The following is a 14269-nucleotide window of genomic DNA, read 5'->3' as shown; positions in this document are numbered from 1 at the left end:
TGGTACAAAATTGAGGCGTACTTAACCAGATTTTGAATGAGGTGAGCAAACCATGAATACCGTTTTGAATGTTGGAATCATGCCCCGCGAACAGTTCCAGCAACGGGTACTGGCGATTGCAGCCGGACGTTACACACCGCAACAGGGCGAACCCAAAATTTGGTTCAGTTCCATGAAATCCCTGAGTGAAGTGTTGAGCGACAACAACATGCGCCTGCTGAGAATGATTGAGGAAAACCAGCCGGAAACCTTGAAAGCCTTGGCGACTCTGAGCGGGCGGCAAACCAGCAACCTCAGCCGTACTTTGAAGACGATGGAACGCTACGGCATTGTGGAACTGTGCAAGCAGAACCGATCTGTGCGTCCGGTGGTGAAGGCTACGGCGTTTAATATCCAGTATGCGATTTGAGTTCTAGAACGATGAAAAGTGAGTATACCTCTATCGAATTGTGCGCCGGAGCAGGCGGACAGGCACTTGGTTTACACTTGGCAGGTTTTCAGCACCAGCTATTGATGGATATAGACAAGCCAGCGTGTCAGACACTCAGACATAACAATGCGTTACATGACTTGGGCTGGGGTCAAATCGTTGAGGGTTGCATAGAAGAGTTTTCTAAATATTCCTCTCATCAATACAAAGGCGTTGATCTTGTTGCAGGCGGTGTTCCCTGCCCACCCTTTTCAACAGCAGGCAAGCAACTTGGCAAGCAGGATGAGCGGGATTTATTTCCTGCCGCATTAGACATTGTGAACAACACTCAGCCCAAAGCAGTCATGTTGGAAAACGTGGCTGGTCTGTTGGATGCAAAATTTGATGCTTACCGCGCTGAAATTGAATCTCGATTGATACGCATGGGTTACAAGGTTTTCTGGAAATTGCTCAATGCTTGTGATTTTGGCGTACCTCAATTGCGCCCACGAGTCATTTTGGTGGCATTAAAAGCAGAATATGCAAACTACTTTGCATGGCCTGTCTACAAGATTACTCCCCCAACAGTTGGTGAAGCCTTATATGATTTAATGGCATCCCAAGGCTGGGAATATGCAGCAGAGTGGAAACAAAAGGCTAACAAAATTGCTCCTACCTTAGTTGGTGGCTCTAAAAAACACGGTGGGCCTGATCTTGGACCAACCCGTGCCAGACGCGCATGGCAGGCTTTGCACGTAAACGGTAATCTGGTTGGTGAGCATCCACCGGAAAAGGGTTTCGTTGGCTACAAAAATAAGATTGGCTACGAATACATGCCGTTATTGACGGTGAGGATGGCTGCTAGAATTCAAGGTTTCCCTGATTGGTGGGAGTTTTACGGCAAGAAAACGCCAGCTTATAGACAAGTAGGTAATGCTTTGCCACCACCCGTAGCTGAAGCGGTAGGCAGACAAATTATTTATGCGCTTGATATAGCGAATAGCAGCCGTTTAGCCGCTTAATCTTTTTCCCGCTTATCCAGATATTCATTAGCCGCCGACTCCATGATTTGGTCGCGGCTTTTGCCCATCCGGTTGGCGTATCCGGTCACTCTTCTCAGGGTTTGTTCACTGATCGAAAACATGGCTCGTACCCCATGTTTTTCAGGGAAAGCCCAAGAACAGGTTTGGCAATCCAGCGAACATCCTTCACACGCTCTGCGTTTGCCCACATTGCAGTTGTTGCACATGGGTTGCCAATTGTGAAGTTCGTTGCCACCACCACGCGAGAGCGGTACTTTGTGGTCGGCTTGCAAGCCTCTGACACCGGGTTGGATATGCACGCCACAGGTGACGCAGGTGAAACCATTGTCTTGAAATAGCTTGTTTTTCTGGCTTTGGGTCAAGTATTCACGGTCTTGTGCATCTGCCAGTTCTGGAGAATGGATGCGCCATGCGTGACCAGAAAATGCGTCAAGGTAAATCGTTTCAATGTTGCAGCCCAATTGGTCGCGGAGTTCTCTGGTGCGTCGGTCAAAGTATTTCTGACCTGTCAGTTCTAGTAATTCGGCAGAAGATACCCAAGGTTTCGGGAAACTGTCAGATTCGTTACCCCACAATCGCCGAATGATTTTTTCTTTTACATCACTGATTTTCTTGCGATCGTTCAGCAATTGGAGGTATTCGTCTACTTTCATAACAGCCCCGATGAATTGTTGTTAGGGCGATAATACTACGCTTGTTGGATGATTAGCCATTACCGTCCTCGCTTGGATTTGTTGGTCGGTCTCGGCTTACCGCCAAAATCCGCCCGCGCCTTCGGCGGCAACCCCGTATGCTGCGTCAACATTTTCCCACCCTGCGGCTTACCCGCATTCGGTTTGGCGGCAGCAGGCTTGGCATTCACCACAGGCTTCCCCACCCGCTTCTGATGCTCCCCGCCCTTATTCTTGCGCCGATGTGCCTCATACACCAACTGTTCCTCACCTGCCTTGTAATGCGGGATCAACTGGTTCTCCCCATCGCCAATCAGTTCCTGCCGCCCCATCTCTGCCATCGCTTTGCGCAGCAGCGGCCAGTTCTTGGGGTCGTGCCAGCGCAAGAACGCTTTGTGCAGCTTGCGCTGTTCCGGTGATTTGGCGGTGGCTACTTTTTCGCTTTTGTAGGTGACTTTGTGCAGCGGGTTTTTGTCGGTGTGGTACATGGTGGTGGCGGATGCCATCGGTGAGGGGTAAAACGCTTGCACTTGGTCGGCGCGGAAGCCGTTTTTCTTCAGCCACAGCGCGAGGTTGAGCATGTCTTCGTCGGACGTGCCGGGGTGGGCGGCGATGAAATACGGGATCAAATATTGTTCTTTGCCTGCTTCCTTGGTGTATTTCTCGAACAGGCGTTTGAATTCGTCATACGCGCCGATGCCCGGTTTCATCATTTTGGACAGGGGGCCGGACTCGGTGTGTTCCGGTGCGATTTTTAAATAGCCGCCGACGTGGTGCGTCACCAATTCTTTGACGTATTCGGGGTCTTTGATGGCAAGGTCATAGCGCACCCCTGAACCGATTAGGATTTTCTTGATACCGGGCAGGGTACGCGCTTCGCGGTACAATTCCTTCAAGGCAGCGTGGTCGGTATTGAGGTTGTGGCACACATCGGGGTAGACGCAGGCGGGTTTGCGGCACGCGGCTTCGATCTTCGGGTCTTTGCAGGCAAGGCGGTACATATTCGCGGTGGGGCCGCCAAGGTCGGAAATCACCCCGGTAAATCCCGGCACTTTGTCGCGGATTTCCTCAACTTCGCGGATGATGGATTCTTTGGAACGGCTTTGGATAATGCGCCCTTCGTGTTCGGTAATCGAACAGAAGGTGCAGCCACCAAAGCAACCGCGCATGATATTCACCGAGAAACGGATCATGTCATAGGCGGGGATTTTTACGCCGTTATAGGACGGGTGCGGCAAGCGTGCGTAGGGTAGCCCGAACACGAAATCCATTTCCGGCGTGGTTAGCGGAATCGGTGGCGGATTCAGCCACACGTCAATATTGCCGTGTTTTTGCACCAAAGCGCGGGCGTTGCCGGGGTTGGTTTCCAAGTGCAGCACGCGGTTGGCGTGGGCATACAAGGCTTTGTCTTTGCTGACTTTTTCGTAAGACGGCAAGCGGATAACGGTGGTGTCGCGGTCTAAACGGGCGCGGGGATGGAAGATCAGCTTGTGTTCGTCGGGGCGTTTGCTGCGCGGGTCTTCGTATTCAAACCATTGCACATTGCGCTTTTCGACTTCGCATTCACTCATCTCGGTGGTGTTGAGGTAGGGGTTGATAATGCGGTCGATTTTGCCCGGTTGGTCGATGCGACTGGAGTCGATTTCCATCCAGCCCTGCGGGGTGTCGCGGCGCACGAAGGCGGTGCCGCGCACGTCGGTGATTTGGGAAACGGGTTCGCCGGAAGCGATGCGGTGCGCGACTTCGACCACGGCGCGTTCGGCATTGCCGTATAGCAATAGGTCGGCGGCGGCATCCAGCAGGATCGAGGTGCGGACTTTTTCCTGCCAGTAATCGAAGTGCGCAATGCGCCGCAACGAGGCTTCGATCCCGCCGATAATGATCGGCACGTCGGGGTAGGCTTCGCGGCAGCGGTGCGTGTACACCAGCGTGGCGCGGTCGGGGCGTTTGCCTGCCATGCCGCCGGGGGTGTAAACGTCGTCAGAGCGCGTTTTGCGGTCGGCGGTGTAGCGGTTGATCATCGAGTCCATATTGCCCGCTGCCACGCCGAAGAACAGGTTGGGTGCGCCCAGTGCCATGAACGGCTCTTTGGAATGCCAATCGGGTTGCGCAATGATGCCGACGCGAAAACCTTGCGCTTCCAACATCCGCCCGATGACTGCCATGCCGAACGAGGGGTGGTTGAACGGTGATAAGCGCGTGAGTTATTTTCCGGTTTGCAAGCGATTGATCGAAAGTTTCCAATCGGGTTCTATATCTGTACCACGAATGGAATTTTCTTGTGACTGAAGATAAGTCAACAATTCGGTTCGTGTGGTCGGTGGTATGTCAGCAAGTGCAATATTACCATCTTCTTTTAACAAGAATGTGAGTGATTGATTTAAATCCGGTGAGGGAGAAGCTAATATTAAACGAGTAGCTTGATCGGAACTCTTAGATTGAGAAAGAAGATTTTTCAATGTTGAATGATAGAGTTGTAGGGAATTTGCTGGGTTAGATGCAGATATTGCTTGTATTGTAGATGACAGTTCTTCCATTTCATTCGAAGTAGCATGAGATGCGTATAAGTCGATAGCAAAACCTGTTAGGTTTTGTGCCTCATCACTCTCGTTAGTCATTCTGATTTGATCTAGTAGTAATTCTTTAGCTGATGGGATACTTTTAACATATTGTTGTTTAGCTGCGTTATCAAGCGTATTATTGTCTACATTTAGTATGCCATCAACTATTTCCAACAAATCATGGCGACTTTCTAACGTCTTATTTCCATTCGATGCCCATGTTTGATAGGTGGCACGAATTTCGTCGGTCAAGCCAAACGGAGTCATGCTCGCCAAATTATCTTGAACAATTGCCTGTAGAGCGTTGTTATTCCCTAACCATGTAGTGTTAGTGTATATGTCCCATAAAATATGATCTTTTTCATTTTTTGATAGAAAATTGTTATTAACAATCTCATCCTGTAGTCGTTGATTGAATGCCTGTAAAGCTTGTTGTACATCATCTGGATTTGCACCGAGGATAGAACGAGTGGTTTCCTGAGGGAATGGAAATTCGCTTACCCACTGTCTAACTTTTGCAGTCCATTCTGCTATTTTCTTATCATCATAAGATTTTATTTCATTATGAGATTCATATTGATTTTTTTTGTTGGTGGAAATGACTTCTTGCGATTGAAATGATGGCTTTTCATTGTTTTGGTCATTAGAGGTATTTTGTGAACCATCTGATTTACCAAGAATGTCTGGGGAATTTTTTGGGTATAATAAAAACAATGAACCACTGACAAAACTAATGACTAAAGCAATCAATAGAATGAAGTGCTTCTTTAAAAAAATCATGAATTTACTCCTGAAACAATTGAACAATTAACTGTTAATTACTAAAGTGGAAGTCACTCACTTCATTAGAAAATAGAAACCTGACATTACAAGTAACTTCCACATTATTTTTCATCTGCGATATTCGCTAGGACGATACACATAGAATGCAGGTTCTGGTGACCACCAAAAATACCCACTATTCTCTGACCAAATGTCACCCAAACCTCTATCAGTACTGTTTGATGTTTGATAGGTTAATCTAATTGCATTATATTTTGACTTTTGAATTATATTCCACCAACTCAAAGGTTTTACTTCAGTAACGATCATTGTGTGGTCTACATCATTGCCGTAGAAAACAGTACTGAAATTAAAATCAGCAAAAATAATATCTCCCACTTTAACTTTCGTGTGATCAAGTGGTGTCAGTTTTCCATTAACAAGTGCTGTTTTTGTGACCTGCGCCATCCTAAGAGCTTTTCCATTGGATTGATCACGGGAAAAAACAAACATTGATTGTGCTCCACGCCAAGATGGGCTTTGACATGTATTGCCTACTGAATTACATCCAAAAAACCACTCTTTTCTGGTAGAGCTGGGAAACTTTTTATCTTTAACTAGTGCGTCATTGAGAGACTTTGGTGTTGTTTTGGATAATAAACCTGAACTGATAACTTGATTCCCAAAATTAGTACAATTACCTCCAACATCTGAAACATTAGGAAAAGGATTCTGTGATGTTCCTGTTCCGTAAGATTTACTGTAATGTGAGGTTGCATAACTTTTTGCAGTTGTTGCCGTATAACTCTCCGCATGAGCGGGGGCTATATAGCAAAATCCAAGTGGAAGCAAGGTCAATAAGCACTTTTTGATAATATGGTTGTGTGAAGAAGCAGAAAAAGCCAGCATGATAGAACCCCCGTTGTGTCAAGCGTAAGATGTGTTTAATTTCTTGTCTAATAAGAAATTAAACACAGTCTTTTTTTTTTTTTAATGACTTGTCAACGTTTTTCATCACGTCATGTGAAATTATCTTTACGATGTCGTTTTGCTTTGGTTGCATTTGACTTCTGCCCATCCGCTCGCGCCTTCGGCGGCAACCCCGTATGCTGCGTCAACACCTTCCCACCCTGCGGCTTCCCCGCATTCGGCTTACCCGCCATTGCAGCCGCATTCGGCTTCCCCACCCGCTTCTGATGCTCCCCACCCTTATTCTTGCGCCGATGCGCCTCATACACCAACTGTTCCTCGCCCGCCTTGTAATGCGGGATCAACTGGTTCTCGCCATCGCCAATCAGTTCCTGCCGCCCCATCTCCACTATCGCCTTACGCAGCAGCGGCCAGTTTTTCGGGTCGTGCCAGCGCAAAAATGCTTTGTGCAGCTTGCGCTGTTCCGGTGATTTTGCGGTGGCGACTTTTTCGCTTTTGTAAGTGACTTTGTGCAGCGGGTTTTTGTCGGTGTGGTACATGGTGGTGGCGGATGCCATCGGTGAGGGGTAAAACGCTTGCACTTGGTCGGCGCGGAAGCCGTTTTTCTTCAGCCACAGCGCGAGGTTGAGCATGTCTTCGTCGGACGTGCCGGGGTGGGCGGCGATGAAATACGGGATCAAATATTGTTCTTTGCCCGCTTCCTTGGTGTATTTCTCGAACAGGAGTTTGAATTCGTCATACGCGCCGATGCCCGGTTTCATCATTTTGGACAGGGGGCCGGACTCGGTGTGTTCCGGCGCAATTTTTAAATAGCCGCCGACGTGGTGCGTCACCAATTCTTTGACGTATTCGGGGTCTTTGATGGCAAGGTCATAGCGCACCCCTGAACCAATCAGGATTTTCTTGATACCGGGTAAGGTACGCGCTTCGCGGTACAATTCCTTCAAGGCGGCGTGGTCGGTATTGAGGTTGTGGCACACGTCGGGGTAAACGCACGCGGGTTTGCGGCACGCGGCTTCGATCTTCGGGTCTTTGCAGGCGAGGCGGTACATATTCGCGGTGGGGCCGCCAAGGTCGGAAATCACCCCGGTAAATCCCGGCACTTTGTCGCGGATTTCCTCGACTTCGCGAATGATGGATTCTTTGGAACGGCTTTGGATAATGCGCCCTTCGTGTTCGGTAATCGAACAGAAGGTGCAGCCACCAAAGCAGCCGCGCATGATATTCACCGAGAAACGGATCATGTCATAGGCAGGGATTTTCGCGCCGTTATAGGACGGGTGCGGCAAGCGAGCGTAGGGCAGCCCGAACACGAAATCCATTTCCGGCGTGGTCAGCGGAATCGGGGGCGGGTTCAGCCACACGTCAATATTGCCGTGTTTTTGCACCAAGGCGCGGGCATTGCCGGGGTTGGTTTCCAAATGCAGCACGCGGTTGGCGTGGGCGTACAAGGCTTTGTCTTTGCTGACTTTTTCGTAAGACGGCAGGCGGATCACGGTGGTGTCGCGGTCTAAACGGGCGCGGGGGTGGAAGATCAGTTTGTGTTCGTCGGGGCGTTTGCTGCGCGGGTCTTCGTATTCAAACCATTGCACGTTGCGCTTTTCGACTTCGCATTCGCTCATCTCGGTGGTGTTGAGGTAGGGGTTGATAATGCGGTCGATTTTGCCTGGTTGGTCGATACGGCTGGAGTCTATTTCCATCCAGCCCTGCGGGGTGTCGCGGCGGATGAAGGCGGTGCCGCGCACGTCGGTGATGCTGGAAACGGGTTCGCCGGAGGCAAGGCGGTGCGCGACTTCGACCACGGCGCGTTCGGCATTGCCGTACAGCAACAGGTCAGCGGCGGCATCCAGCAGGATCGAGGTGCGGACTTTTTCCTGCCAGTAATCGAAGTGTGCAATGCGCCGCAACGAGGCTTCGATGCCGCCTGTTATCAATTTTTTATATAAATAGCTTTTGCTTGTAGCGGAATCATGGCTTGCCCTGCTTTACAGCAAGGTTGCGCTGGCTCTGGCGTAATCTGGAAACATATATTCATTCCTACATCTATAGAGGGTTTTCCTTGACACTCACTTACCCAAGTAACCCGTGAATTATCGGCTATCATATACTCCTCACTTGTGGCAAGCAGTTCATTTGTCTGGTTATTATACAAATATACGTAACCATATTCATCTATAGGATGTATTCGGGTAACTAGGCGGTAATAACCTTTAGGACTAATTTTTTCCATTCCATATGATGATAACCATCGTCCTCCATTTTGCCACAATGACATAGATAATATTATAAACAAAAAGGTCGCCATTAAAAAAAATAATATAGATCTGTGTTGGTAAAACCATGTGGTCATGGTAATTGTACCGGTGCAACATTTACGGGCATCCACATAACATCAGAGTAAACGACGAAATCTCCACCTGTACCTGTTGTTGCCTGCCAGTCCCTAAAATGACGATTGTAGATAGGAATAAAACCAGGGTATTTCAAGCTTCTTGTAACGGGGGATGGCATTGGTAGAATTACTGGAGTAGCAGCATAGTCAATTGATTCAATTTTGGACAAGCAACGCTCGTGATTCCAAATGCCAAGCGGAACAATTTTTTCAAACATGCCACTGTTAAAGTCAAATGTATCTTTTACATAAATGCCGATTCGTTCAACATCAAAGGCGGCAGATGTTGCTGAAGACCATAGGACTGAACCAGTAACTGCTAGATAAAAATTGGCAATTCCCAATGCACCATAAAGATCATCTAATGTGTCTAATTTGCTTCCAAAGCCGCGAAAATTAACTTGACAAATAGAATTTAGTTCCCGTGCTGTACTAATATTCTGTCCCAATCTAAATGGGGCAGAACTATTCGGTTGCCAACCTGCTTTCAAGAGTTGTTTTTTAAGCTCAGCTTTTCCCGCATCAGACATCCAATTGTTGTAAAGATCTTCAAAAGCATCCACAACTCTTGGAAACTGCAATACCCAATCCATTTTGATGATTTGGTCATTGTACTGACTAGACTTTAGTGTTAATGAATCAATTTCCCCCGTTTTAATCAGAATTGGCATGTCATCAGGTGGCGTTGGCCATGCAGGTTTTATTGAAAACCAATGGCGCATGGTTTGCGCTGCAATTTTCCAACCCATTTTATCCATTGCATCAGGAATTTCATTAAGGCGCATTGGTTTTGAAGGATTGACCGCCACCAAATATGCTTGTGCGCCGGGATGGTCAAGGGCGATCATGTCATATCCATTGGTGGAAGAGGCAAGACCTTCTCCATAAACTTGAATGTCATAAACGGGAACATTGTAGTTCTTACCCGCCGCTTCCATCATGACCCAGCGGATAGGTGTTCCATGCCACATCGTATCAAGGTCAGGGATTTTTTTTATCCAAACCTGTTGGGGACTACCAACCTGTTGGTTAGCAGATACGCAATCCACTGTACAGGATGATCCATTATTTTCTGTTAGTAACGCCATGATGGTTTCCTTGCTTATGGGGTTTGGGTGGTAATAACAATGGTTGGGTCGTCGAAGCGTAATGTGTAGCTGCCCATTGGCACATCTTTCATTGAAACACTGCCGTCAGCCCCCGTTGTGCCGGAATAGTTTTTGGTAGGATCAGTATCCAGTGTCAGGATGTATTTTTCCCCTGCAACAGGCTGCTGGGTGTCAATGTCCGTAATCACCACGTTAATCACACCCGTTGAACCTTGCCCACCTGTCTCAGGATTCGGGTTGGGCACAAGATTCGCCAAATCCCCCGACTCGACCAGCCATTTGAGCATTGCCTCACGCCGCGCATTGTATCCGCCAAGGTCATACAACGGCACAACCTTACCGTGCTTGATGGCAATACGCTTCATCGTAAAGCTGCGTATGGCGGTTTCCTGCAAGTCTGCCAACCTAGTGTCGAGAAAGACGGCAGCATTACCTTGCAAAGCCGTTTTTGCCTTTAACAACATATCCCGTACACCAAACGCTTTGGGGTCTTGCTGTTCAGGGCTAGGAGCAGGCAACGGGCTATCAGGTGGTATCCGTTGCCCACTGGAATATTCCTGATAACGCAAATTGACCCACGCCACCATCTGGTCATACCCCCACTTGTCCCTGCTAATGAAATCCCGCAACGTCCAACGGCTACATGCCTCAAAATACCCGTCGTAGTTAAAGTCGGTCAAGCCAACGCCCATTTTGCTAAACTCTAGTGGCAGTTCTTTGCGCAAGTCCTCCACCTTTATGGCTTCAACGCCACCACCCAACCGGATGACCTTATTACCGCTATCTACCACATTCCCATAGCTGACGCTGTTGCCTGCGGCAAAGCTAAAAATACAGACCACGCCATCATCTGCCATGTTGCCGCCAATTCGCAGCGGGAATAGACGGATGCGGGGTGGTAATTGGGCTTGCTTCTTGGCTGGCGGAATAGGCTCAGGCACAGCCACTTCATGCAGGGTGTTCCCCGTGATGTTGCCGGACAAGACACCCGCCAACGAAATGGCATGTGCGCCTTGTATGGTAATATCATTGTTAGTGATAGTGGCATTGCGGCATAAACCATCGCTCATGAATATGCCCTGTAACGGCCCCGTTGGTGCGTGGACTTTGCATTGGTTGACCGTTGGGTTTTCGAGAATTGTGCCTACCATCTGGTCAGCCAATTTAATTTTGGTCGTTTTGCCATCCGTACCTATTTTGTCCTCGTATTTAGGCGGAGGAATAAGCTGGATACCGTCACGATGGGCTTCAGTGTAGCTGCGTGGATCGGTGATTTGTAGGTTATTCAACGTGACATTGTGATTCCAGATACGCACCGCATCAGTTTGTTTGACTCCGGTGTAGCTGATGGCACGATTGGAAAAAGTGAAGGTCGGTTCACCTGCTGGCAGGGCGGGTAACGGCATTCCCCACTTGCCCGACTGACAGGCTGCGGCAACGGTTTGCCAATTGGTGCGGGTAGAGGTACAGGTTTCCTCCTCAAGGATGTACATGTATTCGTCGTATTTACCTGCTGGGGCTTCCCAGAAATTTTCGCTGCTCTCCAAGGCTTGTAACTGAGGCAGATATTTACCAACCAAGGCGCGGGCATCCAGCTCTGTTTGTTTGAAAGTGGCGAGTTGGGTTTCAGCCGTGGCGATCTTGGCATCAATACCTACAGGGGTGTGGATGAAGCCTTGAGTTTTCTCAGATTGTTAAGATAAGTTTCATAATTGTTGGGCGATGCTGGGTCAAGGTATTTTTTAACATTCTGCAAGTCTTCATTTGCCTTTTTCAACATACGGGCGCAATGTGCGTAAGAAGTATGCGTTCTGATGGTTTCGTCAACCATAATCTGCTCCTTTGGTCGTTATTGTGTGGTTGCCCGATGATGTTTCAAGGGTGTTGGACATCCGTTGGTCAGTCACTATAGACCATTGAGGGGTTTTTTTTCAAGTCAATTTTATGAAGAAAATGTAACATTACTAAATTCGTACTAAATTAACATTACAGTGTAAATAAGGAGCTATTGAATGCAAGACATCTGTTCACGGGGAATTTCTACGCTGAGTTTGATTGTCAGCTTGGTGTTGTTGACAGGCTGCAATGCCAGCACGCCGATAAAGGCAGACACCTCAACCGCCGCATTAACCGGACAAAAACCGATCAAAGGCAACCCGCCCCAATCCCTCAATATCTCCCCTACCAATGCAAAGTTTGCCTTTGGTTACGATTTCAACCGCGACGGTGTGCCGGATTGGGTGACAAGCGGCAGTTTCAGTGTTCACCTGAGTCAGCCCAGTGGAACATTCCAGCGGGTGGCAACCAGCAGCTTTGACCCTAGTGGTGAAATACCGTGGCTCATGTCGGCAATGCTCACCGATAGCGGCGATTTGCGCATCACCAACAACAAGTACACCCCAATGGGAGGCAGCGATAACCAAAACAGTTACCGCTTCCGCTTCATCAACGGTGAGTTTGTGTTGCAGGAATACAGCTTCGGGTACGGTTCAAGCACCCGTGGCAGTACCTTTATGTTTGACCTTGCCAACCATGTTTACCGTAAGCAGGATGCAGGTCGTTGTGACTACGAGCCAAAACCGCCCTGCGAAGGTACACAGGATGCAAAGATGCTGAATGTCCCCAAATTGACACTGACGGATTTTGGCAGTGCTTATGGGGCTAACCCCGACAATACCGATTATTTCGAGAAGTATATTGTTGGGGGTGATATGTTTTTGAGAAATGCAGCACCACGCACGAGCCGATAGGCTTACTTGCTACGCCGTTTGCTGTGCGGCGGCGTGGATTTATTGGGTGTATTTTGTGGCTTCGGCGGCAACCCCGTATGCTGCGTCAATACCTTCCCACCCTGCGGCTTCGCATTCGGTTTACTCGCTGCCGTTTGCGCAGGCTTCCCCACCCGCTTTTGATGCTCCCCGCCCTTATTCTTCCGCCGATGCGCCTCATACACCAACTGTTCCTCACCCGCCTTGTAATGCGGGATCAACTGGTTTTCGCCATCGCCAATCAGTTCCTGCCGCCCCATCTCCGCCATCGCTTTGCGCAGCAACGGCCAGTTCTTGGGGTCGTGCCAGCGCAAAAACGCTTTGTGCAGTTTGCGCTGTTCCGGTGATTTTGCGGTGGCGACCTTTTCGCTTTTGTAGGTAACTTTGTGCAGCGGGTTTTTGTCGGTGTGGTACATGGTGGTGGCGGATGCCATCGGTGAGGGGTAAAACGCTTGCACTTGGTCAGCGCGGAAGCCGTTTTTCTTCAGCCACAGCGCGAGGTTGAGCATGTCTTCGTCGGACGTGCCGGGGTGGGCGGCGATGAAATACGGGATCAAATATTGTTCTTTGCCTGCTTCCTTGGTGTATTTCTCGAACAGGCGTTTGAATTCATCATACGCGCCAATGCCCGGTTTCATCATTTTGGACAGGGGACCGGACTCGGTGTGTTCCGGCGCGATTTTTAAATAGCCGCCGACGTGGTGCGTCACCAATTCTTTGACGTATTCGGGATCTTTGATGGCAAGATCATAGCGCACCCCTGAACCGATCAGGATTTTTTTGATACCGGGCAAGGTACGCGCTTCGCGGTACAATTCCTTCAAGGCGGCGTGGTCGGTGTTGAGGTTGTGGCACACATCGGGGTAAACGCACGCGGGTTTGCGGCACGCGGCTTCTATCTTCGGGTCTTTGCAGGCGAGGCGGTACATATTCGCGGTGGGGCCGCCAAGGTCGGAAATTACCCCGGTAAATCCCGGCACTTTGTCGCGGATTTCCTCGACTTCGCGGATGATGGATTCTTTGGAACGGCTTTGGATAATGCGCCCTTCGTGTTCGGTAATCGAACAGAAGGTGCAGCCGCCAAAGCAGCCGCGCATGATATTCACCGAGAAACGGATCATGTCATACGCGGGGATTTTTACGCCGTTATAGGACGGGTGTGGCAAGCGAGCGTAGGGCAGCCCGAACACGAAATCCATTTCCGGCGTGGTCAGCGGAATCGGTGGCGGGTTCAGCCACACGTCGATGTTGCCGTGTTTTTGCACCAAGGCGCGGGCGTTGCCGGGGTTGGTTTCCAAGTGCAGCACGCGGTTGGCGTGGGCGTACAAGGCTTTGTCTTTGCTGACTTTTTCGTAAGACGGCAGGCGGATCACGGTGGTGTCGCGATCTAAACGGGCGCGGGGGTGGAAGATCAGCTTGTGTTCGTCGGGGCGTTTGCTGCGCGGGTCTTCGTATTCAAACCATTGCACATTGCGTTTTTCGACTTCGCATTCGCTCATCTCGGTGGTGTTGAGGCATAAGGCAACGTCTAAAAACTATCAATTCTGATAGAAGACGCTGTGCCAATTCTTTGTTACTGTTAAGTAGTGTTAGAAAATCAAAGGATTTGATTATGGATAATGGC

General features: G+C 49.2%; 12 protein-coding genes and 1 pseudogene. 3 read left to right on the top strand and 10 right to left on the bottom strand.

Annotation, left to right across the window (positions count from 1 at the left end):
* The first annotated feature begins 52 nt into the window (after positions 1-52).
* Together HMY34_RS08385 and HMY34_RS08380 are read left to right on the top strand one after the other, a co-directional pair.
* Positions 53-409, top strand: coding sequence for an HVO_A0114 family putative DNA-binding protein (locus tag HMY34_RS08385; RefSeq protein WP_202718795.1), 357 nt, complete (start codon positions 53-55; stop codon positions 407-409).
* Between the two features lie 11 nt (positions 410-420).
* Positions 421-1431 (top strand): DNA cytosine methyltransferase, encoded by a 1011-nt coding sequence (locus tag HMY34_RS08380; RefSeq protein WP_202718794.1) that lies wholly within the window; start codon positions 421-423, stop codon positions 1429-1431.
* Here the strand turns inward: HMY34_RS08380 and HMY34_RS08375 are convergent.
* From HMY34_RS08375 to HMY34_RS08335, 9 genes are all read right to left on the bottom strand, one after another.
* Positions 1428-2105 (bottom strand): HNH endonuclease, encoded by a 678-nt coding sequence (locus HMY34_RS08375; RefSeq protein ID WP_202718793.1) that lies wholly within the window; start codon positions 2103-2105, stop codon positions 1428-1430. The two genes, HMY34_RS08380 and HMY34_RS08375, sit on opposite strands and share 4 nt — an antisense overlap.
* Positions 2106-2164: 59 nt before the next feature.
* The gene (locus tag HMY34_RS08370; RefSeq protein ID WP_407701851.1) at positions 2165-4288 is read right to left on the bottom strand and encodes a YgiQ family radical SAM protein; all 2124 of its coding nucleotides are present in this window, start codon (positions 4286-4288) and stop codon (positions 2165-2167) included.
* A 39-nt stretch (positions 4289-4327) separates the two neighbouring features.
* The gene (locus HMY34_RS08365) at positions 4328-5464 is read right to left on the bottom strand and encodes a hypothetical protein (protein ID WP_202718792.1); all 1137 of its coding nucleotides are present in this window, start codon (positions 5462-5464) and stop codon (positions 4328-4330) included.
* A 111-nt stretch (positions 5465-5575) separates the two neighbouring features.
* A complete protein-coding gene (locus HMY34_RS08360; protein ID WP_202718791.1) occupies positions 5576-6355 on the bottom strand; it encodes an amidase domain-containing protein in 780 nt (259 codons plus the stop codon).
* A gap of 110 nt (positions 6356-6465) precedes the next feature.
* Positions 6466-8310 (bottom strand): YgiQ family radical SAM protein, encoded by a 1845-nt coding sequence (locus HMY34_RS08355; RefSeq protein ID WP_228288016.1) that lies wholly within the window; start codon positions 8308-8310, stop codon positions 6466-6468.
* A complete protein-coding gene (locus HMY34_RS08350; RefSeq protein ID WP_202718790.1) occupies positions 8307-8726 on the bottom strand; it encodes a hypothetical protein in 420 nt (139 codons plus the stop codon). Before HMY34_RS08350 ends, HMY34_RS08355 begins: the two co-directional genes overlap by 4 nt.
* Positions 8723-9856, bottom strand: a complete 1134-nt coding sequence (locus HMY34_RS08345; protein ID WP_202718789.1) for a DUF6402 family protein — start codon at positions 9854-9856, stop codon at positions 8723-8725. The genes HMY34_RS08350 and HMY34_RS08345 overlap by 4 nt, the downstream gene beginning before the upstream one ends.
* Before the next feature lie 14 nt (positions 9857-9870).
* Complete coding sequence (locus tag HMY34_RS08340; RefSeq protein WP_202718788.1) at positions 9871-11457, bottom strand: prealbumin-like fold domain-containing protein; 1587 nt, start codon at positions 11455-11457, stop codon at positions 9871-9873.
* 74 nt (positions 11458-11531) lie between these two features.
* Positions 11532-11708: a hypothetical protein gene (locus tag HMY34_RS08335; protein ID WP_202718787.1), complete on the bottom strand. Its 177-nt coding sequence runs from the start codon at positions 11706-11708 to the stop codon at positions 11532-11534.
* A gap of 181 nt (positions 11709-11889) precedes the next feature.
* On the opposite strand from HMY34_RS08335, the gene HMY34_RS08330 reads away from it, so the two are divergent.
* Positions 11890-12627, top strand: coding sequence for a hypothetical protein (locus HMY34_RS08330; protein WP_202718786.1), 738 nt, complete (start codon positions 11890-11892; stop codon positions 12625-12627).
* A 2-nt stretch (positions 12628-12629) separates the two neighbouring features.
* On the opposite strand, the pseudogene HMY34_RS08325 reads toward HMY34_RS08330, so the two are convergent.
* Positions 12630-14027: pseudogene (locus tag HMY34_RS08325) on the bottom strand (YgiQ family radical SAM protein); the annotation flags it as partial.
* Positions 14028-14269 lie beyond the last annotated feature (242 nt).

The organism is Thiothrix subterranea, from assembly GCF_016772315.1.
GTDB lineage: Bacteria > Pseudomonadota > Gammaproteobacteria > Thiotrichales > Thiotrichaceae > Thiothrix > Thiothrix subterranea.
Note: the sequence above shows the minus strand (reverse complement) of the source record. Positions and strands in the feature narration are given on the sequence as shown.

Excerpts from the sequence above, each read along its gene's own strand:
- HMY34_RS08385 (WP_202718795.1), top strand. The coding sequence starts at position 53 with ATGAATACCGTTTTGAATGTTGGAATCATGCCCCGCGAACAGTTCCAG.
- HMY34_RS08380 (WP_202718794.1), top strand. The coding sequence starts at position 421 with ATGAAAAGTGAGTATACCTCTATCGAATTGTGCGCCGGAGCAGGCGGA.
- HMY34_RS08375 (WP_202718793.1), bottom strand. The coding sequence starts at position 2,105 with ATGAAAGTAGACGAATACCTCCAATTGCTGAACGATCGCAAGAAAATC.
- HMY34_RS08370 (WP_407701851.1), bottom strand. The coding sequence starts at position 4,288 with ATGGCAGTCATCGGGCGGATGTTGGAAGCGCAAGGTTTTCGCGTCGGC.
- HMY34_RS08365 (WP_202718792.1), bottom strand. The coding sequence starts at position 5,464 with ATGATTTTTTTAAAGAAGCACTTCATTCTATTGATTGCTTTAGTCATT.
- HMY34_RS08360 (WP_202718791.1), bottom strand. The coding sequence starts at position 6,355 with ATGCTGGCTTTTTCTGCTTCTTCACACAACCATATTATCAAAAAGTGC.
- HMY34_RS08350 (WP_202718790.1), bottom strand. The coding sequence starts at position 8,726 with ATGACCACATGGTTTTACCAACACAGATCTATATTATTTTTTTTAATG.
- HMY34_RS08345 (WP_202718789.1), bottom strand. The coding sequence starts at position 9,856 with ATGGCGTTACTAACAGAAAATAATGGATCATCCTGTACAGTGGATTGC.
- HMY34_RS08335 (WP_202718787.1), bottom strand. The coding sequence starts at position 11,708 with ATGGTTGACGAAACCATCAGAACGCATACTTCTTACGCACATTGCGCC.
- HMY34_RS08330 (WP_202718786.1), top strand. The coding sequence starts at position 11,890 with ATGCAAGACATCTGTTCACGGGGAATTTCTACGCTGAGTTTGATTGTC.